We start from the raw sequence: 26,691 nt of genomic DNA on the forward strand, positions 1-26,691 counted from the left end.
TAATTAAACTATCCAAAAATAAAATTATTCCGTTTGTTGAAACTCAAAACTTAAATCTCCTGCATTGTAATTTGCAGAAACATTGGTTGGGAAAGTTTGTGCTGTACCGCTTATCCATCTGTACTCATTAAATGTAATATTTCCTGCAGCGATTGGATAAGTAACATTGGTCAGGTCTGCTTTAGTCTTTTTATACCAGTCATTAGAATTCATGGTAATCATATATTTTTTGTCTTTTTCAAGAGCCAGAACGCTGATTTCTTTTTTAATCTCAACATCAGCAGTTATTCCGCTTACGGTCTCAGATCGCAATACTGTTTTTGAAGCATAGTCCCAGATCGTGACACGTATACTTTCATTAGCCGCCGGCAGTTTTAAAGTAATGGCTTTAAGGTTTCCTTTTACGGTTGGTGTAAAGACCAGTCCAAATTCATAATCTCCTGAGTTTACAAAATTGGTTACCGTAGAAAATCCGGTTTGGGTATAATAAACCGCTAATGGGTTTTCTACTGCAAATACTGGTGTATCGTCTTTATCATCGTCACTGCTGCAGGAAACCGTTAAAACAGCCGCTGATAAGATGGTAAAAAATGTATTTATAGTTTTCATGATGTTAATAATTGGTTAGTGCTTAATTTGGTTAAACAGATTGATTTTATGAAGAATTACGGCTGGATTTTGAAATAAGCACAAACTTCTTCGTAGCTCATTTTAGAATAATCCGTTTTAGCAGCTTTAGAAGTCGCAGCCTGCACACCGCCCGGAATCAGAATATAACGCCAGTTTAATGTTGTTGGAAGTCCTACTGTTGTTCCGTCTGCAATATGTTTAAACCTGAAAAGTTTAATTTTTTGTAAACTGGAAATTGCTGTAATTGTATTTACAAATCCTCCGGCTGTAGAAGTATAAGGCATTGTATAAGTTCCGCCTCCAAAAGACATATAAACTAATATCGTTCCTTTAGACAGGATATCCGCTGATAGTTCCGGTGCATTAATAGAAGTCGATAATCCTGAAGTTCCGTCTATTGTTTCGGCAGCTGCTGCCGGAGCGTTCATCCAGGCACTGTAAATAACATTGGCCGTTCCTGGTTCTCCCTGCGGTCCTGTCGCACCGTCAGCGCCATTTGTTCCGTTAGTCCCGTTAGTCCCGTCAACTCCGTTAGTTCCGTCAGCCCCGTCATCGCTGCTGCATGAAATTGTAGAAACAGCAACAAATAAAATAGCAAAAATAGTTTTAGATAATTTCATAATAATTTTGGTTTAATAATTTACTAAATGATTCTTTTTTAATTCAATAACATTATTTTTGTAAACCCAGAATCTTATATTTGGATGTTTATTTTTAGCTTCTGAAAGAATTACAAGACAAATTTGCGCCATTAAAACCATGCTGAAAACAGCGAATAGACGAACAACATTTTAAATAGACAGACGACATAAAACAGAGTTGGAACGATGAAAAAATACGCTTGTATTATAGTTGACGATGATGAAATTGACAGACTAACGGTAGTATCTTTTACTAAAAAATTTCCTGTTATGGATATTTTAGGCGTTTTCGAATCGGCAGATGATGCACTTCCTTTTATAGAAGGAAACAAAATCGATATTTTATTTCTCGATATTGATATGCCGGGCATAAACGGTATCGAATTCAGGAAACAGGCACTCGAAATTCCGGTCTGTGTTTTTATAACCGCCCATCCTGAACATGCCGTGGAAAGTTTTCAGATTGAAACACTGGACTTTATTGTAAAACCGCTCAAACTGGATCGTTTTTCTCAAACCGTAAGCCGTATTGAAGAGTTCATGGAAATTAAACTCAAAGCTTCTCTTTTTGAAGCCAGCATAGGCGGCGATACGATCTATATAAAAGAAGGTCACGAACAAACCAAAGTAAAACTGCATGAAATCCTGTATCTCGAAGCTTTAAAAGATTATACACTGATTATTACCGACAAAAAAAGACATTGTGTTTTATCAAGTATAGGCAATCTTTTAAAAGAAGATCATTTCAGGTCGTTTATCAGAATTCACAGAAGTTTTGCAGTGCAGAAACAGTTTATTCAGAAGATGAATTCAACCGAAATCCTTTTAAATAATAATGTTACTATTCCTGTGGGAAGAAGTTATAAAGAAAACCTAAACCTGATCTAAATGAAGAAAAGCTGTCTTTTGTTTTTTCTCTTCATCAGTATTTCTGTTTGGGCACAACAGGAACCCAATCTGGCAAGACTTAAAACAAGAGACGAAAAACTGAAAGCCTGGCTCCAGTACACCAATACCATTTTAGAATCAGAAGATTACCCAAAACTTATTACGGCTTCACAGAAAGGAATAGAACTTTCAGGAGATCAGCTGGCTTATAAGTCCCGATTTTATTTTTACAAAGGCACTGCCTACGAGTTTAGCAACAACCAATACAAAAAAGCTCTGATCTATTACGAACAGGCCTTAAAATATGCTCAGAAAGCGCACCATCTTAAAAATGAAACCTCTATATTGATGCGCCTCAATTATGCCTATTATTCTGTTAAGGACAGCGTAAAAGGAAAAGCATTAATAGATTATATCAAAAAAGTAGTAGACACTACCCAAGTTGATTTTACAAAAGCCGTTTTGTATGGAAGCCTGGCCGAATATTATATGAACGATTATGAATATGAAACCTTTATTGCGTATCAGTTAAAAGCCATATCCTATAAAAAGAAACTTATTGGCAGCGATGCCAATATAGAAAACGTGGGGATTTCCTATCTTCAAATTGGAAATGCTTATACACGAATGAAGCAGTACAACAAAGCCATTGAATACCTCAACTATGCCAAACCTTATATCAGCTCTGCTTACGCCAATGCTTTTTTATGCAATTACTACCTTCAGAGTTTTGTTCCGCTGAAGAAAAAAGACAGTATCGAGAAATACTATAAACAAGTATATACCTATCCCAGCGATAAAGATTCTTTGTTTCTCAACCTGAGTCTGGCCAACCAAAGTCTGGCGGAGTATTATGCCAATGAAAGCAAAATAAGCACAGCTTTCCAATATGCCTCAAAAGGCGTAAAACTGGCTCAAAAATCTACAGATGAAGAAATTATGATGGAAGCCAATACCGTTATGGGCCGGATTTTATATGAAAAAAGAGATTATAAAAATGCCATTCAAACCTTAAAAGAAGCTTCTAAAAATGCTTTACGTTTCGACAAGGAATCGTATGTGAATATCAACAAAAGGCTGTCTGACAGTTATGCCGCATTAGGACGCTGGCAGGAAGCTTTTTATTACAACAAAATTTACAGCAGATATAATGACGAAGTACTGCAGGAATCAGCTAAACAAAGTATTGCCAATGCCGAAGCCCGTTATCAGAACAAGACCAAACAGCAGAAAATTAAAAATCTGTCTACCGAAAATACAATCAAAAACATTCAGATCAGTGAGGCCAAAAAACAGCGTTTGTTTTTAATTGCGGGACTGGTTTTAGTTGCTATTATCGGATTACTTTTGTTCAAACAGAATCAGAACCGAAAAAAAACCAACCAAAAACTGCAGCTTTTAAATCAGGAACTGGACGAAGCCAATAAAATCAAGGCTCGTTTTTTTAGTATTCTAAACCATGATCTTCGAAGTCCTATTTCTAATTTGATTCATTTTTTGCATCTGCAGAAAGAAAATCCTGAACTCATTGATGAAGAAACTGCAGCCAGAATGCAGACCAAGATAATCTCCGGAGCCGAGAATTTATTATCATCTATGGAAGATATCCTGCTTTGGAGCAAAGGGCAGATGGAAAATTTTAAACCTCACTTTAAACACATTGCTGCAGATACTATATTTGAAGACACTCAAAAACATTTTTCCGGAATTCAAAATATCGAAATCACGTTTGAAAATCACGAAAACCTGGTTTTAAATACCGATGAAAATTACCTTAAAACCATTATCCGTAACCTGACCGGAAATGCCATAAAAGCTCTGGACAAAACAACAGACCCAAAAATAATCTGGAAAGCCTGGCAGAACGAAAACCAAATGTATCTTTCAATAACCGATAATGGTCCGGGCGGAACTGCAGAAAAATTTAAAGCCCTTTATGACGAGTCTGAAGTTATTGGAATAAAATCCGGACTTGGACTGCATTTAATCCGTGATCTGGCCAACGCCATCGACTGTAAAATAGAAGTGTGTTCAAAACCCGGTTTAGGAACTACTTTTACCATAGTATTTAACTACACTTAAACATCCTTATGAGTTTTACCACAGATTGATTAAATAAATTTTTTAATCTGCGGTGAAGGTGCCAATAAAAAAGGCCTGAATACATCAGGCCTTTTTTATATAAATCATAATCTTACGATTACAACAAAGCATCTAAGCTGTCAGCGTAGGCTTGTTTCGGAGCTACTCCTACTTGTTTTCCTACTACTTCACCATTTTGAAACACCAAAACGGTTGGTATGTTACGCACACCATATTTAGCAGCAAATTCCTGGTTAGCATCTACATCTACTTTACCCACCACAACTTTACCTGCATATTCTTCGCTTAATTGGTCAATGATTGGACCAACCATTCTACAAGGACCGCACCATGCTGCCCAAAAATCTACCATTACTGGTTTATCTGATTTTAAAACTACTTCATCAAAAGTAGCATCTGTTATTGCTAATGCCATAATTATTTTTCTTTAAAAGTTAGTATCAGTTCTTGCCTCATAGAGACTTTTTAAATACTTTCAGAACTGAGGTACAAAGTTAAAAATTAAAAACAAATCATACACCATCTGCAAATTAGTTTTGGTTATAAATGAATCGCTAATAGTTATACTATTCACATCTCCTTTATTTACAATCTGATACGCTGCAAAAGAAATCGTTTTTTATTCCTATCTTTAATCATCCTGAAAATTCACACCAATGAAGGAAACTCTGTTCCAGATAAAAAGCTTTTTACAGTCGGTTCATTTTAAAAAATACGCCAGACGTTTTGGTATTTTTATTTTGGTACTCATTGGGCTTCTTTTACTGGCCTGCGGCGGATTGTCGGTTTATTTCAACCGGAACAAAACCGAAATTATAGCCCAGATAAACTCTAAAATCAATGAAAATATCAACGGACAGTTTCATATAACCGATTTTCAGTATAAATTTTTAACCGGTTTTCCCAATTTTACACTGGCTTTGAAAGAAGTCGAACTGAAAGACCGTCAATGGAACACCCATCATCATACTTTATTAAAAGCACAGGAAATTGAAGTACGTTTAAATGTTTGGAGTTTATTGCAGAAAGAAGTCAACATTCATAAAATCCTGATTAACGATGCTGCGATTTATGTTTATAAAACCAAAGACGGATACACCAATGCGGATATTTTTAAACACAAAAAGAAAAAAACACCCGAAAGTAAATCTGAAACTGAAACCACTATTGACCAAATCGACCTTAGCGATGTTCATATTACTATTGACAATCAGCTGGGAAATAAATTGTTTGATTTTGAGGTTCATAGTTTAAAATCAAAAGTAGATTACGACGGAGATAACTGGAATACCAATTTGTTTATTGAAACCAAAATAAACAGTCTCGCTTTTAATACCGTTCACGGAAGTTTTGCCAAAGAAAAAGAACTCAAAGGAACCCTTTACGTAACATATCAGGCTAACAAACAAAAAATTGATGTAGTAACCAAAAATCTTCAAATTGGTACTGATGCTTTTGATATTACAGCGTTTTTTAATATTGGTAAAAACAATTCGCTTTTTGGCATCAACATCAATACCCGTATTTTATGGAGCAGTGCTTCAAATTTATTATCCGGAAACATCAGTTCTAAACTCAACCGTTTCGATTTAAAGAAACCTATCGATGTAAACTGCGATTTAAAAGGCGATCTCAACGTACATGATGACCCCAAAATTGTGGTTCAGGCTTTGTGCCGAAACAACGAACTGACGATTCCTGACGGACAAATTGACAATTGCAGTTTCAGGGGAATTTTTACCAATAATTTCAAACCGCAAAATGGATTTAACGATCCTAATTCGGCCATTATTTTAACCCGCTTTAACGGGGAATTTGAAAATATTCCGCTTACGATTCCGCAGATTGTCATCAGCAATCTCGAAAAACCTATTGCCACCGGAATGGTAAGTTCTGATTTTGATATAAACAGACTTAACGAAGTCAGCAACGAAAAATGGATTCATTTTACCGACGGCCATGTCAAAGCCAGACTGAAATTCCAGTTTGATATCGTAGACCTTTATATCAAAAAACCGAAATTTATTGGCAATGTCGATGTCGATGATGCCTCTTTTCATTATATTCCAAAAAACATTCAGGCCGTAAAAACCAATATTCATCTTGATTTTACCGAGAAAGCCCTGCTGATCAAACAAATTGCCTACAAGCACAAAAAAAATACTATTTTTATTGAAGGCAAAATCGATAATTTCCTGAATCTATATTACGACGCTCCCGAAAAAATGATCGTAAACTGGAAAATTCATTGTCCCAATATCGATCTGAAACAGTTTTTGGGTGTTTTGGCTTCTTCTCAGAAAAAGAAAGCTACTGTAAAAAACACTAAAAAAACGACGATTTCCAATCATCTTCGAAACGTAATCGATAAATGCGTGGTCGTGATCGATATTAAAGCCGATAAAATCAATTACAACAAACTCACAGCCACGAATACTACAGCCAGTATTCAGATGCTGGACTCGAAACTGGTTATCAAAAACGGTTCGCTGCAGACTTCCGGCGGCAGTATTACTTTTAACAGCGAAGTGATTCCCAGCGGAAAAAACTATGCTTTCAGCTCTAATGCACAGGTAAACCGTGTGGATATTGCGAGTTTTTTAAAGTCTTTTAATAATTTCGGGATTACATCTTTCAATCCAAATAACATCAAAGGGAAGCTCACCAGTACTGCCAATGTAAACGGATTTATAAACAGCCACGGTGAATTGATTACCAACTCCATGCGGGGAAAACTTGATTTTAAGGTCAATCAGGGGGCTTTGATCAACTTTCAGCCTATTGTAAAAATCGGCAAGTTTGCTTTTCCGTTTCGGGATGTCGAAAACATTACCTTCAGCGATTTGTCCGGTCATCTCAATATGCGGGGAGAACAAATAGATGTAAACAACCTCACCATTAGTTCAAGCGTACTAAACATTGATGTCGACGGAATTTATTCTTTCGGCCGAGGCACCAATCTTGCCCTGACTATTCCGCTCCGAAATTCGAAAAATGACGCCCAGCTCGCCAGCAAAGCCGAACGTGATGCCGTTCGGGAACGTGGTATAGTACTACATTTACTGGCCGTAGATGATGATGGAAAAATGAAAATTAAGTGGGGGAAGAAGGAGAAGTGATTAAAACCCGTATAAATACGCTATAATTTCTTTTTAATTATTGATATACTTGCCTCAATAAATATTAAAACTGTAGCATTTTTAAGATCGAAAAGATTACAACAAAATATTTGACAATCTTTTATTAAAAAAGATTAAATATGAGCTAATAACAATAAGTTAAGTGATTATAATATGAATATTGAAGATGATTTCTTAAAATTTAAATCAAAAAGTTTTCCAAATGAAAATGATTACGTCTCAATATATAAAAGATTGAAATACAAACTTGATAAAGAGGTTCATCCAGAAGTTAAAGTCAAAATGAAAGAATATCATACCAACGATTATTATAATGATCATGGTATTGATCATATAAAAATGGTTGTTGATAGAGTTTCCAGAATAATAGAATGCCTTAAGCCCATTTATACACAAAAAAATCAAAGAGATAAATATTTTATTTCTCCTTACGAAATTTTCATTCTCTTAATGTCAATCCAAATACATGATGCTGGCCATCTTTTAGGAAGTAGAAAAGAACATCCTCAAAAAGCCAAATCTTTGTTAGCAAGATTAGATGAGGGTAATGAACTCTCAGCTCCTGAAAAAAAAATGATTGGAGATATAGCAAAAGCTCATAGTGGAACAAGAGACAACCCAATAGGTAATTTACCTAATTCATTTGATTTGTCCCATCAAAACATAAGACCACAATTTTTAGCTTCTTTATTAAGATTAGGAGATGAATTAGCAGAAGATAATACTAGAGCATCAAGATTCCTAATAGAGAATGATGAAATTAATGAAACAAGTAAAATATTTCACCAATATTCTTTGAGTATAAATAGCTTCAAATTATCAGGTAATGAAATTTCTATCAAATTTTATCTCAATAATGTTAATTCAACAGCAATATATAAAAAACAAATTGGCGACAAAACTATTGACGTTTATTTAATAGATGAAATTTATGAAAGAACATTTAAGACATTTACAGAAGCACTATATTGTGGACGATTTCTTCCAGAAAACTGTCGCTATAATTCTGTAAAAGTCACTATATATATAGATGATGATGAACACGAGCAAATAATCGATCCTATTGGGTATGAAATAACTGAAACAGCTTATCCGCTTGTCAATTTTCAAGGTACAATCTTTGATCATTGCAAAGATTTAAAAATAGGCGATTTAGAGAAAGACGGTAAATATTTTGCTGATTTAATTAATTCAAAAAAAGATGAAAAATCCATTTGAAGTAAATACTCCTGAAGGAATTTCTGCAGAAGACGTTCATGATCTTTTTGTTGATGTTTTTTCTGATTTCCATCAAGTCCCTAAATCTGGGCATACCTTTTTAAATGGACCAAGAGGTTCCGGAAAAAGTATGATGTTCCGATATATGATGCCTAATTGCCAAAGAATCATTAAACTTGAAAATGATCAAATCGACTATAAGGATTTCTCTGAATTAGATTACTTTTCACTTTATATACCTATAAAATTAACCGATATCAATCTTAAAGAATTTGAAAAATTTAAGAATGATGCAAATATATTTATAAATGAACATCTTCTAACCAGTTATATCGCTTCAAAATGCTTTTTAGAATTTTATAATTTAAACGAGAATTTAGATAAATATAAATCTGATGTTTCTGATTTTTATAAAAATGTTTTTTTGTGGTATTTAGAATTATCTGGTTTTGATATTTCGAATTATGAAAATCAGGAATTTAATTCTACTAAAGAATATTTCTACCAAATGGTTAAATTAATGGATAAGGTATTCATTACATGCAAAAAATACTGGGTCGATTTAGCAATTAACCCTAATGAAAAAGGATTTTATAAAGGTTCATTGTGCAATTATCTTGACTTTTTACTTCCTGTTCTGAGAGAAATAAAAAAAATTCCTTTTATGCCTCAGGGAAAGCCTATTTATTTACTTATTGATGATGCTGGGTATTTAAATAAAACTCAAACTCAAGTATTAAATACATGGGTATCGTATAGGACTTCAAGCGATCTTTGTTTAAAAATATCTACACAAATAGATTACAAAAGTTACAAAACAACATCTGATAAAACAATAGATGCTCCTCACGATTATTCAGAGGTAAACATTGCAGATATTTATCTAACAACTAATAATAACTACTACAAGAGAGTTGATGAAATTGTAAAAAAAAGAATCAAAAAGTTTCTTCATAAAGATATTGCTTCAGAAGACTTTTTTCCAGCAGATCATGATCAATTTCTGAAAATACAATCAATAAAAGAAGAGTTAAAAGAAAAATTTAAAAATGAAGATAAAAAACATAAGGGAGGAGATGCTTCTAGGAGATATGCAACATCTGAATATTTCAAGCAGATTTCAGGAAATTCATCTACCTACAGCTACTCTGGTTTTGATAACTTAGTTTCTATTTCATCCGGTATAATTCGTCATTTTTTAGAACCGGCTTCAAACATGTTTGCAAATTGTCACAAGAATTTTGAAGTCGTTGATTTCATTCCTGATAATGTACAAAATACAGAAATAATGGAATATTCTAAAAGGTTTTTTGAAGAAGAGTTTGATAAAATCAATGAAGAACATGGAAGTAAAGAAAGCGGAGAAAGGTTTAGCAAAGCAGACAAACTCTATAATTTAGTTCAAGGTTTAGGTGGAGTTTTTAAGAAGATTTTTATGTCTAATAGAACAGAAAGAATTGTTTTCTCAGTAGCTTTAAATAATTTACCAGATACTGAGTTAAGTGAAATTATAGATTTAGCTGTACAATATGGTTATCTTCATAAAAGTACAATAGGAAATAAACAAGGTACAGGAAGAAATAAACTTTATATTCTTAGCAGAACTCTAGCTCCATATTTTAAATTAGATCCCACAGGAATTAAAGGGTATAGATTTATGAGTTCAGAACAGTTGAAAATAAGCTTAACTAATCCTAAAAAATTTATAGATGAGATTTCAAAAAGTTTAGACAATGAGTCTGATAGTTTTATTCCCACATTATTTGACAATATTGAAAATTAGAAAAAGTGATCATGAAAATAAAAAATGTAGATATTGCAGAACACATAGGTAAAATTGATTTACTTTTTTTATCATCAGGATTTGAAGATAGATCACAAACATTAAGTCTTTTTCTTGATAAATCTAAAATTAGTAGAACTGCTTTATTTCATCTTGAAGAAAATTATGCTTTAGCGGTAAATAATATGGATAAAATGATTTCTTTATTCAATATTAAAGATTTAATAAAATATCCTAAAAATGATTCATTCACTACATTTAACTTATTTTATGAAAAAATTGATAGTTTACTAATTAATACTAGAAAGAAAAAACTTAAAATAGTAATAGATGTAACCGCTTTTTCAAGAGAAATTTTGCTAATACTAATTAAAGTTTTAACTAGGCCTATCTTTATTAAAAGACTCGATATTACTTTCATCCATACTCCAGTTGAAAATTATTCTGAAGATGAAGGCCTCTGGCTAACAAAAGGCGTAAGGGAAATACGGCCTATTTTTGGTTTTTCAGGAATTATGACTCCTTCTAAGAAATTATTGCTTGTAGTTTTTAATGGCTTTGAAGAAGAAAGAACAGAAATAATAATTGAATCATTTGAACCTAACGCTTTGATATTAGCAAAACCTTCAAAATCTGGATCAATTAATTCTCAAATAAAATGTCTTGTCGATGCTAAATATGATAATATAAAAGAGAAGTTTAAGAATATCCTATTAGAAGAAAAAGAATTTTCATGTATTGAAATTGATACTTCAATTAATTTACTCAATGATATATTTAACAAATATAGTGAAGATTATAACATTGCTATTTCTCCTTTAAATAATAAGTCTTCTACTATTGGAGTTGCGATAGCTTCAATAAAAAATGAGATATTTCAAGTCTGTTACGCATCTGCAAATCAATACAATATAAATAAAAAATTAATTCCAAGCGATTACTTTTTAGTTTATAATTTAAAAGATTTTTATACATTATAACTAAATAGATTAAAAACTAAAAAAAGCCACTTCTTAAAAAGTGGCTTTTTGTTTATTATTCAACATCAAAATAAGGATTTAAAATTTCGGCCAGTTCGTTGAGCCAGTAATAGCCTTTTTCGAGGCTTACGGTTTCGGATTGCAAAGTTTCGCAGTCCCGGATTAAGCTTAAGGAAATTAAATAGTTCTGCCGCCGGATGGCTTTGGCCAGGTTTACAGGATCAACTGTGTTGCTGAAAAAATCTTTCAATCGCAATTCTGTTTCTTTCGAAAGGGTTTTGGTACTCATAATCTTGAAGTTTAGGAAATAAAAAACCCATATGGGTTAGCTGTCCTACGCCTTCAAGAAAGCGTTGCAGTTGTTTCCAATACCGCCAGCATACCACATGGGCAAGAAGTTTTGTTGTGCTCATAATCTTGAAGTTTTAGGAACTGCAAATATATCAAAAAACTATTGTTATCACCAATAACGCAATATTAAAATGTGAGTAATTTCTTTAAATTAATATGCTGCGAAAAAAAAGAGGATATCATTACGATATCCTCTTTCACTAAAAAACTAAAAAACGCTATAAAATTTATAGGCTGTATTTAATACCTAATGTTAAACCTAAACCAGAAATTCCAACGTATGAACTTAATTCGTCCATTGCTTTCGATGAATCAACACCATTTGGGTTAGTGGCAACGTTGTTTGAATTAACATCTAATCTGTCTCTGTAATTAGTATGAATCTGAGCGGTAGTTCTACCTGCTAAAGCATCCTGACCATTTACTTTAAATTCGGTAGTTTCTTTAGATTTTCCATGAACAGTAAAGTTTCTGTATTCTAACTCAGCAAAAGCAGAAATGTGTTTTCCTAATTTGTAAGTTGTTCCCATAGCTGCTGAGAATCCAATAGTTGGGTTAGGTTTTACTTTATCAACACTATGTACCGGAGCTGCAACAGTTGCAGAAATTGGTGCAATTGCGTCTGTGGTAATTTCTAAATCTCCATGAATAGGCACTAAAACACCAACTTTTGTATATGGTTCAAAACCATGAGCTTCTCCTAAAAACATCACAATCGCCGGAGCCACATCAAAAGCAGTGATTTTACCTTCTGACTTAAAGTTATAAATTGCTTTAGTTCCTTGCATGAAAATTGCATCTGTAGTGGTTTGAGCCATAGTTTTCTCATTACTTGAATAGTAATTCACTCCTAACTCAACTCCTAAGCGTACTGAAAAACGGTATCCTGCAGTAATTCCTGTTCTAAAACCCTGACCAAAAGAACCTGTTATACTTTTTTCAGATACTAACTTTCCTCCTACATAAGTTCTTGCCATTGCATCATTTCCTCCAACTGTTGGAAACTCCGTAGAAGCGGTCTGGTTGAAGTAAGATCCACCTAATTTAAAATACCAGCTTTCTGGCTTATCCGCACTTCCTGTCTGCGCCATGGCGGTCATAGAGCAAACTAATAATCCTAGTAAAAATAGGTTCTTTTTCATAATTCTGATTTAATTGATTTACTCAAATATAAGAATTTATAAACATATTCTTATAATTTAAGTGGTTAGACTTGGAACGAAATCGTTGTAATTTTGGGCAATATTACTAAAAAAGTAGTATGCATGCATATTTTTAACAGTAAAAAAATGCATTTCTCTAAACTTTAACTGTTAAAATTTAATTTAACTTAAAGTTTATCTGCATTTTCTCCAATTCTTGCAGCAATTCGGCCGAAATCTTAACTTTTAATCTGCGGCTTGGCATTGTCAGTTTTGTTACAACTTTAATTTCTTCAACTTCTTCTACTTCCTGTATTTTGGCTTCGGCGGCTGTTTCTCCCTCGTCGTTTTCGTCTTCAAAAACAGCTCCTTCATCGTCTTCAAAATCGCTTGTGGTTTCTACTTCAACCAGACGTTTGATATTTTCGATTTCCATAATCTCAAAAGTTACCGAATTATCTCCCTTATTCTCGTTAAACAAATGACTTAACTTATGAATAAAATCAGGATGAAGGTCTTTGATATTCAGCAGCACTATAAGCTTTTTAGCAAAAGCTTCGAGAATATCCTGCAGCTGGCGAATCTCGACAAACTGCATTCTCGGATCTGATTTTTTACCCGTATCGTGGTTTACCCAGCCGTCTTTGATCAAAATTTTCAAAAAGGCAAAATTGTTCTGAATTAAGAAATGGCGGAATTTCAGGTATTCTTCTCCGAAAATCTTGAACTCATAACTTTCATCATATCCTTCTAAGTTGAAAGCCGCCCAGCCTTTTCCGTTTTTAGCTACACGATGCTGTACGTTATTGATAATTCCGGCAAACATGAGGTTTTTCCCCACATACTCATTCATACTTTTAAGCGATTCCAAACGAGAATTACAGAAGTATTTCATTTCAAACCTAAAATCATCAAGCGGATGTCCCGAAATATAGATTCCGACAACTTCTTTTTCTTTCGCCAGTTTTTCCATTGTGCTCCAGTCCTCACAAGGCGGTACAACTGGTTCTGCAATTTGTACTTCGCTGGTTTCCCCAAATAAACTTACCTGAGAAGAATTTTCATTTTCCTGAAACTTGGATCCGTAACGCATCGCTTTTTCGTAGAATGTGATTCCGTCTCCATCGTCATGGAAATATTGCGCTCTGGTTGTTCCTTCAAACGAATCGAAACCTCCTGCCAATGCTAAATTCTCAATCGCTTTTTTATTGGCAGCACGCAAATCAATACGTTTCGCCAAATCAAAAATAGATTTATATCTTCCGTCTTTTCTGTTTTCTACAATCGTTTCTACAGCTCCGGAACCAACACCTTTAATCGCTCCCATTCCGAAACGAACAGCGTATTCATCATTTACCGTAAATTTATAGTACGACTCATTTACACAAGGCCCTAAAACCTGTAATCCCATACGTTTACATTCTTCCATAAAGAAAGAAACTTGTTTGATATCATTCATGTTATTCGAAAGTACCGCTGCCATATATTCGGCAGGATAATGTGCTTTCAAATAAGCCGTTTGGTATGCAATCCAAGCATAACAAGTCGAGTGCGATTTGTTGAAGGCATAACTCGCAAAGGCTTCCCAGTCTTTCCAGATTTTCTCCAGAATTTTGGCGTCATGACCTTTTGCGGCTGCTTGTTCCACGAACTTAGGCTTCATTTTATCTAGTACGTCTTTTTGTTTCTTACCCATCGCTTTACGCAAGACGTCGGCCTCACCCTTTGTAAATCCTGCCAAAGACTGAGACAAAAGCATTACCTGCTCTTGGTAAACCGTAATTCCGTAGGTTTCTGATAAATATTCGGCACAGGCATCTAAATCGTATTTGATTTCTTCATCGCCATTTTTTCTTCGAACGAAAGATGGAATATACTCCAAAGGTCCCGGACGATACAAGGCGTTCATCGCAATTAAATCTCCAAAAACCGTTGGCTTCAGATCTTTCATGTATTTCTGCATTCCAGGTGACTCGTATTGGAAGATTCCAACTGTTTCACCTCTTTGGAAAAGCGCATACGTTTCTTCATCATCAATCGGGAAAGTATCAGGATCCAGATCAATTCCAGTTCTGTATTTTACCAGTTTTACGGTATCTTTTATCAGCGTAAGGGTCTTCAGACCCAAGAAGTCCATTTTCAGCAATCCGGCGCTTTCTGCAACCGAGTTGTCAAACTGTGTTACATATAAATCGGAATCTTTTGCTGTCGTAACCGGAACATAATTCGTAATATCCGAGGGGGTAATGATAACCCCGCAGGCGTGAATACCCGTATTACGCATTGATCCTTCCAGAATTTTTGCCTGTTGAATGGTTTCTCCCGCCAAATCATCTTCATTGGCAATGGCGATTAATTCTTTTACATTATCAAATTCGTCGGAACGAAGGGCTTTTTTAACCTCATCTTCACTCTCCGAAATAAAACGCGCCAAATTCCATTTAGATGGCATCATTCCCGGAATCAGTTTCGCAATTCTGTCGGCTTCAAATAATGGTAAATCCAGTACACGAGCCGTATCACGAATCGCCGATTTGGTTGCCATTTTACCATAGGTGATAATCTGTGCCACCTGTTTCTGACCGTATTTATTGATTACGTATTCCATTACACGTCCACGACCCTCGTCATCAAAGTCAATATCAATATCGGGCATCGATACACGGTCAGGATTTAGGAAACGCTCAAAAAGTAAGTCGTATTTAATGGGGTCAATATTGGTAATTCCGAGACAGTACGCAACGGCAGAACCCGCTGCAGAACCACGGCCCGGTCCTACTGATACATCCATTTTTCTTGCCTCGGCAATGAAATCCTGTACAATCAAAAAGTACCCAGGATAACCTGAGTTCGAAATCGTCATTAATTCAAAATCGAGACGCTCCTGAATCGATTCTGTGATTTCGCCGTATCGTCTTTTGGCACCTTCCATTGTAAGGTGTCTCAAATATTTATTTTCCCCACGTACACCGCCGTCTTCTTCATCTTCGGGAACCACAAATTCTTCCGGAATATCAAACTTAGGAAGTAATACATCACGATATAGCGAATAACCTTCGACCTTATCAATAATTTCCTGAATGTTGATAATGGCTTCCGGCAGATCGGCAAAGAGTTTTTTCATCTCTTCTTCCGACTTGAAGTAATATTCCTGATTAGGAAGTCCGTAGCGATAACCACGTCCACGTCCAATAGGTGTTGCCTGCTTTTCACCGTCTTTTACACACAGTAAAATATCGTGGGCGTTGGCATCTTCTTTATTTAAATAATACGTATTGTTGGTTGCAATTAATTTAACGTTGTGTTTCTTAGAAAACTCAATCAGGGTTTTATTAACACGATTTTCATCTTCCTGATTATGACGCATTACTTCCAGATAGAAATCTTCGCCAAATTGTTCCTTCCACCAAATTAAAGCTTCTTCTGCCTGGTTTTCACCAATATTCAGAATTTTACTCGGAATCTCACCATATAAATTCCCGGACAGCACCATGATATCGCCTTTGTATTGCTCTACAATCGTGCGGTCAATCCTTGGAACATAATAGAATCCATCCGTATAAGCAATCGAAGCCATTTTGGCCAGATTGTGGTATCCGGCTTTGTTTTTAGCCATCAAAACCACCTGGTAACCGTTGTCTTTTTTGCTTTTATCTAAATGATTTTCGCAGATATTAAATTCACAGCCTACAATTGGTTTTATTTCGGTTTCGGTTGGTTCTTCTCCGGCTTCCACCAAAGCTTTATTTTTTCCGGAAGCCGCTTTATTGTGATTCATAACAGCGCTTACAAAATGAAAAGCTCCCATCATGTTTCCGGTATCGGTCATGGCAACAGCCGGCATTTTATTTTTGGCTGCAGCTGAAACAATATTTCCGATTCCAATAGTCGATTGCAGTACCGAAAACTGTGTATGATTGTGCAAATGCGCAAATTTTGCCGCTTTAAACTCCGCTTTATCTTCTTCTGAAACGACATTTTGGGTGTCATCTCCGGCTAAAGCTTTAAGCTGTTCTCTGATTTTATCAGAAGCCGCTTTTAAATTGATGTGTTTTAAACCAATTAACTTAAATGGCTCTGGATTTCTTACCTGAAAATCTTTGAAATATTCTTTTGGAACATCAAGTTCTTCTTTGGTAAAAACTTCTCTTCTGACCAATTCTAAGAAACAACGCGTAGTTGCCTCAACGTCGGCAGTTGCGTTGTGCGCTTCCGCGAATGGCTGATCGAAAAGATAGCTGTGTAATTCGGTCAAAGTGGGCAGTTTGAATTTTCCTCCACGACCTCCCGGAAGCTGTAATAATGAAGCCGTAACTTCGGTACAAGTATCCAAAACAGGCATTGAAGCCATTTGAGACTCCACTCCCATTCTATGGAATTCGGCTCCCATAATATTGACGTCGAAACCTAAATTCTGACCTACAATATATTTGGTTTTGCTTAAAGCAATATTGAATTTTTCCAAAACTTCGGCCAAGGTGATTCCATCGGCTTCAGCCAATTCAGTAGAAATACCGTGAATACGTTCAGCATCATAGGGAATATTAAATCCTTCCGGTTTTACTAAATAATCCTGATGTTCGACAAGTTGTCCCATTTCGTCATGAAGCTGCCAGGCAATTTGTATACAGCGGGGCCAGTTATCAGAATCAGTTATCGGGGCATCCCAGCGTTTTGGTAATCCGGTTGTTTCGGTATCGAATATTAAATACATAAAGTCGTAAAAGTCAAATTTTAAAGCTCCAACATTTTAAACCCTTATCACATAAACATTTGATTACATGAAGAATACTAAAGTTATGAATTAAAATTGGAGGAAGTTCAAATTTACGCTTTTTTTAAAGAAATAATAAAGTGAAAGTTGTTAACAAAAGCACCAAATAAAAACTGCCGAATGAAATTCTTAAAATTTTAAACACATAGAAGCATAGATCTTACTTTTATAAAGAGACTTTAAAAAAAATCTAGATTTTAACACATAGCTATATGTATTTAAAATAAGTGAAGCGCCTTTTTTAAGGGTTACAAAATCTATGTCTCTATGTCTTTAAAAAACTACACACAAAGCTTTTCAATTTAAAAAACTCCGATTATTCATTTTGGATAATCATTGCACCAAAATGAACACTTTTAAGCTGCAGTGTATCCTGAACTTTGCTTCATCAAATTATAACAATTAAAAAATAATAATCATGAAAACAATTTTTATCACAGGCGCATCATCAGGTTTAGGAAAAGCAACAGCAAAATTATTCCACGAAAAAGGATGGAACGTAATCGCAACCATGAGAACTCCTGAAAAAGAAACAGAACTTTCTCAATTAAAAAATGTAACGCTTTTACCATTAGACGTTACCAATTATGGTCAAATTCAAAACACTGTAAAAAAAGCACTTGAATTAAGTGACATTGATATCGTTTTTAATAATGCCGGCTATGGTTTAATTGGCCCTTTAGAAAGTCTTTCTGATGATCAGATTACCAAACAATTGAACACTAATTTGTTGGGAGTAATTCGAGTTACCAATGCTTTTATTCCGTATTTCAGAGAAAGAAAAAGCGGTTTATTTATTTCAACTACTTCTATTGGCGGATTGATTGCTTTTCCTTTAGGTTCGATTTATCATGCAACAAAATGGGGATTAGAAGGCTGGAGCGAGAGTATGGCTTACGAACTAAATCCGTTTGGAATAAACATTAAAACCGTTTCTCCTGGAGCAATTAGAACCGAATTTTTGCATGGTTCACTTGATACGAGCACTCTTCCTGAATACGAAACAATGACCAATAAAATGTTTGGAAGCGTTGACACCATGTTTGAAATGGCTTCAACTCCGGAACAAATTGCTGATGTTGTTTATGAAGCCGCAACGGACGGAAAAAATCAATTAAGATATGTTGCCGGCGAAGATGCAAAAGCACTTTACAAACAACGATTAGAATTAGGCGCAGAGACTTTTCGCACCGAGTTTGGAAAACAGTTTTTAGGCGCATAATTCATCCAAACTAATACCGTTTAGACTTTCAAAAACTGAACGGTATTAGTCCTTTAATTTTCATACTTTTATATCATGGAAAAGAAAAACAATAATCCGGCAAAAGTCTCTTCTATATCTCAATTTCATGACTTGCTTAGACTGCCAAAACCACTTCATCCGATGGTGAGTTTGGTAGATAATACTCAATTGGTTTTAAATGAAGATTTAGCAAACCATTCTTTTTTACTTGATTTTTATAAGATCTCTTATAAGTTTTCGACCAACGGGAAAATGGGCTACGGTCAAGGTTATTATGATTTTAATGAAGGCGGACTGATGTTTGCTTCTCCTAATCAGTTGATTTTTACTGAAAATGAAGAAGGAGTTGAATATGGCGGTTACACCCTTTTATTTCATCCCGATTTTATTCGAAATTATTCTTTAGGAAAAAGCATCAAAAAATATGGTTTCTTTTCTTATGATACCAATGAAGCTTTACATCTTTCAGACAGTGAGAAAACCATTATTATTGGATTACTTCAAAGTATCAACAACGAGCTCAATACTGCAATAGACGAAATGAGTCAGGACGTGATTGTTTCTTATATAGATGTTTTGCTCAATTACAGCAATCGTTTTTACAAACGTCAATTTATTACCAGAAAAACGATCAGTCACGATTTATTATTAAAGGTTGAAGAAACCCTGGACAACTATATCAGTAATGCCGAAACCTTAAAAAAAGGATTACCGACAGTTGAATTTCTGGCTTCGCAGATTAATGTTTCAAGCCACTATTTGAGCGACATGCTCCGCAATTTAACCGGATTAAATGCGCAACAGCATATTCATTCGAAATTAATTGAAAAGTCAAAAGATTTTCTGATTACGACCAATCTTTCGGTAGCAGAAATCGCTTATCAATTAGGTTTTGAGTATCCACAATCCTTTAGTAAATTATTCAAAAAGAAAACCAGTCTGACTCCATTAGAATTTAAAAATTCGTTGAATTAATTCTCAAAAATACTGCCTTCAAAAAATCAGATTTTGTCTCAAAAAATCACAAAATTTCACAAAAATACACCTCTTGGATGTCGTAGTATTTTGACCTTTTATTGAATCTAAATAGTGTCCTGAAAACTCCTTTAAAAGCTTCAAAAAACCGAAAAAGCATTCTTTTTGCAGAAATTTCAAAACTAACAATTATTACTATTTTTATACATTTTGTTAGATTTTTTCAATCAAATTCTTATATTTTATATTGATTTTGAGATAAATTTGCAAACTATTAAAACAAAAAACAAACAAGAAAAATTAAAGCCGAAAAAGAAAAAGCAAATCAGTTTCTTTATCATTTTTCTGTCAAATTTTAGTTTGCAAAAGCCGTTTGGCAATTTGTAAATTGGTTTGGGTATCGTATATAATGAAATATCGAAATTGACGCTTTTTTATCTTTTTTTACTTTTGTTTTGCTATTATAATGAACAGGAAATTGCTGTGGTTATAGAAATTACAATTAAAAAAAATAAAAAATGAGTAAGACATTATTTGACAAAGTATGGGATTCACATGTTGTGCGTAAAATTGAAGATGGGCCAGATGTGTTTTTTATTGACCGCCATTTCATTCATGAAGTTACGAGTCCTGTTGCTTTTTTAGGATTAAAATCAAGAGGCGTTAATGTGTTATATCCACAACGTACTTTTGCAACTGCCGACCACAATACACCAACCATAAACCAACATTTACCAGTTCAGGATCCGCTTTCTGCAAACCAGCTTCAGGCTCTTGAAGACAATGCTGCCGAATACGGAATTTCGCACTGGGGATTAGGTCACCAAAAAAATGGTATTGTACACGTAGTAGGTCCTGAAAACGGAATTACTTTGCCAGGTGCTACTATTGTATGCGGCGATTCGCATACGTCTACTCACGGTGCTTTTGGAGCGATTGCTTTTGGTATCGGAACATCTGAGGTTGAAATGGTGCTTTCTACGCAATGTATTATGCAGCCAAAACCAAAGAAAATGCGTATCAACGTAAACGGTCAATTGAGTAAAGGTGTTGGTCCAAAAGACGTTGCGCTTTATATTATTGCTCAGTTAACTACTTCTGGAGGTACAGGATATTTTGTTGAATATGCTGGTGATGTTTTTGAAAACATGACTATGGAAGGCCGTATGACAGTTTGTAACTTAAGTATCGAAATGGGTGCTCGCGGCGGAATGATCGCTCCTGACCAGACTACTTTCGATTTCTTAGAAGGAAGACTTTACGCTCCAAAAGGAGAAGCCTGGACAAAAGCTGTTGAATATTGGAAAACGTTAAAAACGGATGCTGATGCTGTGTTTGATGCTGAATTAAACATCAAAGCAGAAGACATCGAGCCAATGATTACTTACGGTACAAACCCTGGAATGGGAATTGGTATCACAAAACATATCCCGAATGCAAAAGAAGTTGAAGGTGGTGAGGAAACTTACAAAAAATCTTTAGCTTATATGGGCTTCAACGAAGACGACGTAATGATTGGAAAACAAATCGATTACGTTTTCTTAGGAAGTTGTACAAACGGACGTATTGAAGATTTTAGAGCTTTTGCTGAAATTGTAAAAGGAAGAAAAAAAGCAGATAATGTTACAGCTTGGTTAGTTCCGGGTTCTCACGTTGTTGAAGCACAAATTAAAGAAGAAGGAATTTTAGATATTTTGACTGAAGCTGGTTTCGTATTACGTCAGCCAGGATGTTCTGCTTGTTTAGCAATGAACGACGATAAAGTTCCTGCTGGAAAATATGCAGTAAGTACTTCAAACAGAAACTTTGAAGGTCGTCAAGGTCCTGGTTCAAGAACTTTATTAGCTTCTCCAATTATGGCTGCGGCAGCTGCTGTTACAGGAAAACTAACAGATCCGAGAGAGCTGTTCTAGTCAATGACAATTGCAATAACAATTTCAAAAATTCAATAAAATTGCTTTTAGATTTAATTATAGATTCTCACTTTCAGAAAATCTAAAATCTAAAATCCAAAATCTAAAATTAAAATGGCATACGATAAATTTAATATACTGACAAGCAGCGGAGTTCCGTTGCCAATTGAGAACGTAGATACAGATCAAATCATTCCAGCTCGTTTCTTAAAAGCTACAAAACGTGAAGGTTTTGGAGACAACCTTTTCAGAGACTGGAGATACAATGGAGACGATACTCCAAAAGCAGATTTCGTTTTAAACAACCCAACTTACAGCGGAAAAATTCTTGTTGGAGGAAAGAACTTTGGTTCTGGATCTTCCAGAGAGCACGCTGCCTGGGCGGTTTACGATTATGGATTCCGTGCGGTAGTTTCTTCTTTCTTTGCAGATATCTTCAAAGGAAACTGTTTGAATATTGGTGTTTTGCCAGTACAAATCAGCCCGGAATTTTTAGCTAATATTTTCAAAGCTATCGAAGCTGACCCTAATACAGAATTAGAAATCAATCTTCCAAATCAAACGATTACTTTATTGTCAACTGGTGAGCAGGAATCATTTGCTATTAATGGTTATAAAAAGAACAACTTAATCAATGGTTTTGATGACATTGATTATTTACAAGACATGAAGGAAGATATTAAAGCTTTTGCTGATAAACTTCCTTACTAAAAAAATCAGGTTCAGTCCTTTGAGACCCGACAGGTTTTTGAAACCTGTCGGGTCTTTATAAGTTAAACAAGCAAGACAACACAATAAAAAATTTACCATATAAAAGGAATATAGAATATCAATATGGAAAAAAGAAAAATTGAAATAATGGATACGACGCTCCGTGATGGTGAACAGACCTCAGGAGTATCATTTTCTGCTGCAGAAAAACTAACCATTGCGCAATTGTTGCTGGAGGAATTACATATTGATAGAATCGAAATTGCTTCAGCACGTGTGAGCGAAGGAGAATTTCAGGCCGTAAAAGGAATTACTTCATGGGCTGAAGAAAAAGGATATATTGGAAGAATTGAAGTTCTGACGTTTGTTGATGGAGGCGTTTCAATTGACTGGATGAAAAAAGCCGGTGCCAAAGTACAGAATTTGTTGACCAAAGGCTCAATGAATCACTTAACGCATCAGTTAAAAAAAACTCCGGAACAGCATTTTGCTGAAATCGCTGAAATCATTGCTTTAGCACAAAACAATGATATTGAAACCAATGTTTACCTAGAAGACTGGAGCAACGGAATGCGAAATTCTCCCGATTATGTTTTTCAATTCCTGGATTTCTTAGCAACACAGCCAATTAAAAGAGTTTTACTTCCCGATACTTTAGGTGTTTTAATTCCGTCTTTAACTTTTGAGTTTATTTCAAAAATCAGAGCAAAATATCCAAACATTCATTTTGATTTCCACGCACACAACGATTACGATTTAAGCGTTGCCAATGTTATGGAAGCCATAAAAGCAGGAATCAACGGACTTCACGTAACGGTAAACGGAATGGGAGAACGTGCCGGAAATGCTCCGCTTGAAAGTACTGTTGCTGTGATCAATGATTATCTGCCAGAAGTAAAAATCAACATCAAAGAAACCTCTTTGTATTCTGTAAGTAAATTGGTTGAAACTTTTACAGGCTATAGAATTCCTGCTAACAAACCAATTGTGGGCGACAACGTTTTTACGCAGACAGCCGGAATTCATGCAGACGGAGACAACAAAAACAATCTGTATTTTAATGACTTGCTTCCGGAACGTTTTGGAAGAAAACGTAAATATGCTCTTGGAAAAACTTCTGGAAAAGCCAATATCGAAAAGAATCTTCAGGAATTAGGTTTAAAACTAAACAACGAAGATTTGAAATTAGTTACGCAAAGAATTATTGAATTAGGCGACAAAAAAGAAACCGTAACAAAAGAAGATCTGCCATACATTATTTCCGATGTTTTGGACAGTCATACTTACGAAGAAAAAATTACTATAAACTCTTATATGCTGGTACATTCTAAAGGAATGCGCCCCTCTACGACTTTATCTTTAAATTTAAACGGAGAAATAATCGAAGAAAATGCACAAGGAGACGGCCAGTTTGATGCTTTCATGAATGCTTTATCGAAGATTTACAAAAGCAAGAAATTAACGCTTCCAAAACTGATTGATTATGCGGTAAGAATCCCTCCCGGAAGTAGTTCTGATGCGTTGTGCGAAACCATTATCACATGGACAAACAACGGAAAAGAATTCAAAACCCGCGGATTAGATTCAGATCAAACCGTTGCAGCGATTATTGCGACACAAAAAATGCTTAACATAATTACTTAAGGTGCTAAGAAACTAAGGTTCTGAGGTTCTAAGATTTTTCTTCGACCTTAGAACCTTAGTAACTCAAACCTTTAACCATAAAAATAAAAAACTAAGTCAATAAGAAAAAAACTTAGAACCTTAGCAACTCAGAACCTTAGAACCTTTTAAAAAATATAGAATGAAATTAAACATAGCCCTTTTAGCCGGAGACGGAATCGGACCAGAAGTAATCAATGAAGCTGTAAAAGTATCTGATGCTATTGCACAAAAATTTGGACATGAAATCACCTGGAAACCAGCTTTAACCGGAGCTGCTGCAATTGATGCAGTTGGAGAACCTTACCCGGATGCAACGCACGAAGTTTGTAAAAATGCCGATGCAGTTCTTTTTGGTGCAATTGGACACCCTAAATACGATAACGATCCTTCTGCGCCAGTACGTCCAGAGCAAGGTTTATTAAAAATGCGTAAAGCATTAGGTTTGTTCGCAAACGTAAGACCAACTTTTACATTCCCATCATTATTAGATAAATCGCCGCTAAAAAGAGAAAGAATTGAAGGAACTGATTTGGTTTTCTTGAGAGAATTAACCGGCGGGATCTACTTTGGTGAAAAAGGAAGAAAAGATAACGGAGACACCGCTTACGATAACTGCGTCTACACAAGAGCAGAAGTTCAGCGTTTAGCTAAAAAAGGTTTCGAATTAGCAATGACACGTTCTAAAAAATTATGCTGCGTTGACAAAGCAAACGTTTTGGAAACTTCTCGTTTGTGGAGAGAAACAGTTCAGGCAATGGAAAAAGATTATCCAGAAGTTGAAGTGAGCTACGAATTTGTTGATGCGGTTGCAATGCGTTTGGTACAATGGCCAAACTCTTATGATGTATTGATTACAGAGAACTTATTTGGGGACATCTTAACAGACGAAGCTTCTGTAATTTCCGGATCAATGGGATTAATGCCTTCTGCCTCTATGGGAGCTGAAGTATCTTTGTTTGAACCTATTCACGGTTCTTACCCACAAGCTACCGGATTAAATATTGCTAACCCAATGGCTACTATTTTATCTGCTGCTATGATGTTCGAAAACTTCGGATTGATAGAAGAAGGAAAAGCGATGAGAGATGCTGTAAACAAAGCTTTAGAAGCTGGAGTAGTTACTGAAGATTTAGCAAATGGAGGTAAAGCCTACGGTACTAAAGAAGTTGGTGACTGGTTAGCTGCCAATGTATAAATCATAAAAATTGTAGAGACGCACCGCAGTGCGTCTCACATAAAAAGAACAAAAAAGGGATCGACTTAAGTTGATCCCTTTTTTACTAATCCTGTTACATCGTTGCTCTCAATAGGAATTTTATAGAAAACACCTTCAGTAAAATTCATCTCATTATCTTCAGACGATGTCTTGTCATCATTCAGAGCAATAAATCTAAAAGTTCCTGAAACAGTATTATTCTCTACATTAAATTTTGTAACAACAATTTGTCCTTCGACTTCTGCAGAATAAGAAACTGCTTTTTCTGATTCTGAATCGCTATAAAAAGCTTTATTTTCAGCATCTCTACTTATTATAAATGTTCCCTCTTTTAAAGAAGTAGTCTGTAATGTAATTTTTTCCAAACCAGAAATCCCTTCTATAACAAGAGAACCATCAGTCTGTAAGTAAGCTTTAAAACTATCTGCTTTCCAAAAAGCCTTATTTTTTAAGGTCTGAAAAGCAGGATGGCTAATTTCTGCTGTCTCTGGCGTACAAGCACAAAAGAGTGCAAAAAAAGCCACTAAAAGCATCCATTTTTTCATATTTGCGGTATCATTAATCAATTTTGCAGCAAAAGTATCTATTTTGCCAGAAATAAATAAAAAGTAAAAGGCTGGCGAAGTTAGTTTTAACAAAAATGTAACTAAATTCAATTATTATTAAATTGAACGTATAATTCAGAAAAAAATTATATCTTTGCGCCCTTAATTAACAGAGGTCGAGTACCTCAAAATTTAATCACTAGATTATGTCAGTAAAAATTAGATTACAAAGACACGGTAAAAAAGGAAAACCTTTTTACTGGGTAGTAGCTGCAGATGCACGCTCAAAAAGAGATGGTAGATACTTAGAGAAAATCGGTACTTACAATCCAAACACTAACCCAGCAACTGTTGAGTTAAACCTTGACAGCGCAGTTAAATGGTTACACAATGGTGCTCAGCCAACTGATACTGCAAGAGCTATCCTTTCTTACAAAGGTGCTTTATTGAAACACCACCTTGACGGAGGAGTTCGTAAAGGAGCTTTAACACAAGAGCAGGCTGATGCTAAATTAACAGCTTGGTTAGAAGCAAAAGCTGGTAAAGTTGATGCTAAAAAAGATGGTTTATCTAAAGCAAAAGCTGATGCTAAAGCTACAGCATTAAAAGCAGAGAAAGAAGTTAACGCTAAACGTGTTGCTGAAGCTGCTGCTGCACAGGCTGAAGCTGCTGCCGCTTCACAAGCTGCTGAGACTGCTGAAGAAGTTGCTGAAGCAACTGAAGAAGCTCCTGCTGCTGAAGAGAATAACGAAACAACTGAAGCATAATTTTAC

20 protein-coding genes are annotated in these 26,691 nt (G+C 35.2%); 13 read left to right on the plus strand and 7 right to left on the minus strand.

Annotated elements, in window-relative coordinates; all coding sequences use genetic code 11:
• Positions 1-24 precede the first annotated feature (24 nt).
• A complete protein-coding gene (locus ACODST_RS01500) occupies positions 25-609 on the minus strand; it encodes a hypothetical protein (protein WP_488930344.1) in 585 nt (194 codons plus the stop codon).
• 56 nt (positions 610-665) lie between these two features.
• Complete coding sequence (locus ACODST_RS01505; protein ID WP_488930345.1) at positions 666-1,250, minus strand: hypothetical protein; 585 nt, start codon at positions 1,248-1,250, stop codon at positions 666-668.
• A gap of 207 nt (positions 1,251-1,457) precedes the next feature.
• Between ACODST_RS01505 and ACODST_RS01510 the strand changes: the two genes are divergently transcribed.
• Both ACODST_RS01510 and ACODST_RS01515 read left to right on the plus strand, forming a co-directional pair.
• On the plus strand, positions 1,458-2,159 hold the full coding sequence (locus ACODST_RS01510) for a LytR/AlgR family response regulator transcription factor (protein WP_488930346.1): 702 nt from the start codon (positions 1,458-1,460) through the stop codon (positions 2,157-2,159).
• Positions 2,160-4,241, plus strand: a complete 2,082-nt coding sequence (locus tag ACODST_RS01515) for a tetratricopeptide repeat-containing sensor histidine kinase (RefSeq protein ID WP_488930347.1) — start codon at positions 2,160-2,162, stop codon at positions 4,239-4,241.
• A 118-nt stretch (positions 4,242-4,359) separates the two neighbouring features.
• Here the strand turns inward: ACODST_RS01515 and trxA are convergent, their stop codons facing one another.
• Positions 4,360-4,677, minus strand: coding sequence for a thioredoxin (gene trxA / locus ACODST_RS01520; RefSeq protein WP_008466289.1), 318 nt, complete (start codon positions 4,675-4,677; stop codon positions 4,360-4,362).
• A gap of 241 nt (positions 4,678-4,918) precedes the next feature.
• Between trxA and ACODST_RS01525 the strand changes: the two genes are divergently transcribed.
• From ACODST_RS01525 to ACODST_RS01540, 4 genes are all read left to right on the plus strand, one after another.
• Positions 4,919-7,381 carry an AsmA family protein gene (locus ACODST_RS01525; protein WP_488930348.1) on the plus strand — a complete coding sequence of 821 codons (2,463 nt, stop codon included), beginning with the start codon at positions 4,919-4,921 and terminating at the stop codon, positions 7,379-7,381.
• Positions 7,382-7,555: 174 nt separating this feature from the next.
• Positions 7,556-8,620, plus strand: coding sequence for an HD domain-containing protein (locus ACODST_RS01530; RefSeq protein ID WP_488930349.1), 1,065 nt, complete (start codon positions 7,556-7,558; stop codon positions 8,618-8,620).
• Positions 8,604-10,403, plus strand: coding sequence for an ORC-CDC6 family AAA ATPase (locus ACODST_RS01535; protein WP_488930350.1), 1,800 nt, complete (start codon positions 8,604-8,606; stop codon positions 10,401-10,403). The genes ACODST_RS01530 and ACODST_RS01535 overlap by 17 nt, the downstream gene beginning before the upstream one ends.
• A gap of 11 nt (positions 10,404-10,414) precedes the next feature.
• On the plus strand, positions 10,415-11,383 hold the full coding sequence (locus ACODST_RS01540; RefSeq protein ID WP_488930351.1) for a hypothetical protein: 969 nt from the start codon (positions 10,415-10,417) through the stop codon (positions 11,381-11,383).
• 55 nt (positions 11,384-11,438) lie between these two features.
• Here the strand turns inward: ACODST_RS01540 and ACODST_RS01545 are convergent, their stop codons facing one another.
• The 3 genes from ACODST_RS01545 to dnaE form a co-directional block, all read right to left on the minus strand.
• Positions 11,439-11,672 carry a hypothetical protein gene (locus ACODST_RS01545; protein WP_488930352.1) on the minus strand — a complete coding sequence of 78 codons (234 nt, stop codon included), beginning with the start codon at positions 11,670-11,672 and terminating at the stop codon, positions 11,439-11,441.
• Between the two features lie 289 nt (positions 11,673-11,961).
• Positions 11,962-12,876 (minus strand): outer membrane beta-barrel protein, encoded by a 915-nt coding sequence (locus tag ACODST_RS01550; protein ID WP_488930353.1) that lies wholly within the window; start codon positions 12,874-12,876, stop codon positions 11,962-11,964.
• Between the two features lie 178 nt (positions 12,877-13,054).
• On the minus strand, positions 13,055-17,590 hold the full coding sequence (gene dnaE, locus ACODST_RS01555; RefSeq protein WP_488930354.1) for a DNA polymerase III subunit alpha: 4,536 nt from the start codon (positions 17,588-17,590) through the stop codon (positions 13,055-13,057).
• A gap of 478 nt (positions 17,591-18,068) precedes the next feature.
• Here dnaE and ACODST_RS01560 point away from each other — a divergent pair, with 478 nt between their 5' ends.
• The 6 genes from ACODST_RS01560 (at position 18,069) to leuB (ending at position 25,352) form a co-directional block, all read left to right on the plus strand.
• Positions 18,069-18,872 carry an SDR family oxidoreductase gene (locus ACODST_RS01560; protein WP_488930355.1) on the plus strand — a complete coding sequence of 268 codons (804 nt, stop codon included), beginning with the start codon at positions 18,069-18,071 and terminating at the stop codon, positions 18,870-18,872.
• Between the two features lie 75 nt (positions 18,873-18,947).
• Complete coding sequence (locus ACODST_RS01565; RefSeq protein ID WP_488930356.1) at positions 18,948-19,868, plus strand: helix-turn-helix domain-containing protein; 921 nt, start codon at positions 18,948-18,950, stop codon at positions 19,866-19,868.
• Between the two features lie 518 nt (positions 19,869-20,386).
• Positions 20,387-21,781, plus strand: coding sequence for a 3-isopropylmalate dehydratase large subunit (gene leuC, locus ACODST_RS01570; protein WP_488930357.1), 1,395 nt, complete (start codon positions 20,387-20,389; stop codon positions 21,779-21,781).
• Positions 21,782-21,895: 114 nt separating this feature from the next.
• Positions 21,896-22,492: a 3-isopropylmalate dehydratase small subunit gene (gene leuD, locus ACODST_RS01575; RefSeq protein ID WP_026727052.1), complete on the plus strand. Its 597-nt coding sequence runs from the start codon at positions 21,896-21,898 to the stop codon at positions 22,490-22,492.
• 123 nt (positions 22,493-22,615) lie between these two features.
• On the plus strand, positions 22,616-24,136 hold the full coding sequence (locus ACODST_RS01580; RefSeq protein WP_488930358.1) for an alpha-isopropylmalate synthase regulatory domain-containing protein: 1,521 nt from the start codon (positions 22,616-22,618) through the stop codon (positions 24,134-24,136).
• A 160-nt stretch (positions 24,137-24,296) separates the two neighbouring features.
• Positions 24,297-25,352: a 3-isopropylmalate dehydrogenase gene (leuB, locus tag ACODST_RS01585; RefSeq protein ID WP_488930359.1), complete on the plus strand. Its 1,056-nt coding sequence runs from the start codon at positions 24,297-24,299 to the stop codon at positions 25,350-25,352.
• 65 nt (positions 25,353-25,417) lie between these two features.
• Here leuB and ACODST_RS01590 read toward each other — a convergent pair whose 3' ends face one another.
• On the minus strand, positions 25,418-26,029 hold the full coding sequence (locus tag ACODST_RS01590) for a DUF6252 domain-containing protein (protein ID WP_488930360.1): 612 nt from the start codon (positions 26,027-26,029) through the stop codon (positions 25,418-25,420).
• Between the two features lie 95 nt (positions 26,030-26,124).
• Here ACODST_RS01590 and ACODST_RS01595 point away from each other — a divergent pair, with 95 nt between their 5' ends.
• Positions 26,125-26,685, plus strand: coding sequence for a 30S ribosomal protein S16 (locus ACODST_RS01595; protein WP_488930361.1), 561 nt, complete (start codon positions 26,125-26,127; stop codon positions 26,683-26,685).
• The last annotated feature ends 6 nt before the right edge of the window (positions 26,686-26,691 follow it).

This window comes from Flavobacterium sp. FG19, from assembly GCF_057809475.1.

Excerpts from the sequence above, each read along its gene's own strand:
- ACODST_RS01595 (WP_488930361.1), top strand. The coding sequence starts at position 26,125 with ATGTCAGTAAAAATTAGATTACAAAGACACGGTAAAAAAGGAAAACCT.
- ACODST_RS01565 (WP_488930356.1), top strand. The coding sequence starts at position 18,948 with ATGGAAAAGAAAAACAATAATCCGGCAAAAGTCTCTTCTATATCTCAA.
- ACODST_RS01500 (WP_488930344.1), bottom strand. The coding sequence starts at position 609 with ATGAAAACTATAAATACATTTTTTACCATCTTATCAGCGGCTGTTTTA.
- ACODST_RS01525 (WP_488930348.1), top strand. The coding sequence starts at position 4,919 with ATGAAGGAAACTCTGTTCCAGATAAAAAGCTTTTTACAGTCGGTTCAT.
- ACODST_RS01535 (WP_488930350.1), top strand. The coding sequence starts at position 8,604 with ATGAAAAATCCATTTGAAGTAAATACTCCTGAAGGAATTTCTGCAGAA.
- ACODST_RS01510 (WP_488930346.1), top strand. The coding sequence starts at position 1,458 with ATGAAAAAATACGCTTGTATTATAGTTGACGATGATGAAATTGACAGA.
- dnaE (WP_488930354.1), bottom strand. The coding sequence starts at position 17,590 with ATGTATTTAATATTCGATACCGAAACAACCGGATTACCAAAACGCTGG.
- trxA (WP_008466289.1), bottom strand. The coding sequence starts at position 4,677 with ATGGCATTAGCAATAACAGATGCTACTTTTGATGAAGTAGTTTTAAAA.
- ACODST_RS01550 (WP_488930353.1), bottom strand. The coding sequence starts at position 12,876 with ATGAAAAAGAACCTATTTTTACTAGGATTATTAGTTTGCTCTATGACC.
- ACODST_RS01540 (WP_488930351.1), top strand. The coding sequence starts at position 10,415 with ATGAAAATAAAAAATGTAGATATTGCAGAACACATAGGTAAAATTGAT.
- leuD (WP_026727052.1), top strand. The coding sequence starts at position 21,896 with ATGGCATACGATAAATTTAATATACTGACAAGCAGCGGAGTTCCGTTG.
- leuC (WP_488930357.1), top strand. The coding sequence starts at position 20,387 with ATGAGTAAGACATTATTTGACAAAGTATGGGATTCACATGTTGTGCGT.
- ACODST_RS01515 (WP_488930347.1), top strand. The coding sequence starts at position 2,160 with ATGAAGAAAAGCTGTCTTTTGTTTTTTCTCTTCATCAGTATTTCTGTT.
- ACODST_RS01505 (WP_488930345.1), bottom strand. The coding sequence starts at position 1,250 with ATGAAATTATCTAAAACTATTTTTGCTATTTTATTTGTTGCTGTTTCT.
- ACODST_RS01580 (WP_488930358.1), top strand. The coding sequence starts at position 22,616 with ATGGAAAAAAGAAAAATTGAAATAATGGATACGACGCTCCGTGATGGT.
- ACODST_RS01530 (WP_488930349.1), top strand. The coding sequence starts at position 7,556 with ATGAATATTGAAGATGATTTCTTAAAATTTAAATCAAAAAGTTTTCCA.
- ACODST_RS01545 (WP_488930352.1), bottom strand. The coding sequence starts at position 11,672 with ATGAGTACCAAAACCCTTTCGAAAGAAACAGAATTGCGATTGAAAGAT.
- leuB (WP_488930359.1), top strand. The coding sequence starts at position 24,297 with ATGAAATTAAACATAGCCCTTTTAGCCGGAGACGGAATCGGACCAGAA.
- ACODST_RS01560 (WP_488930355.1), top strand. The coding sequence starts at position 18,069 with ATGAAAACAATTTTTATCACAGGCGCATCATCAGGTTTAGGAAAAGCA.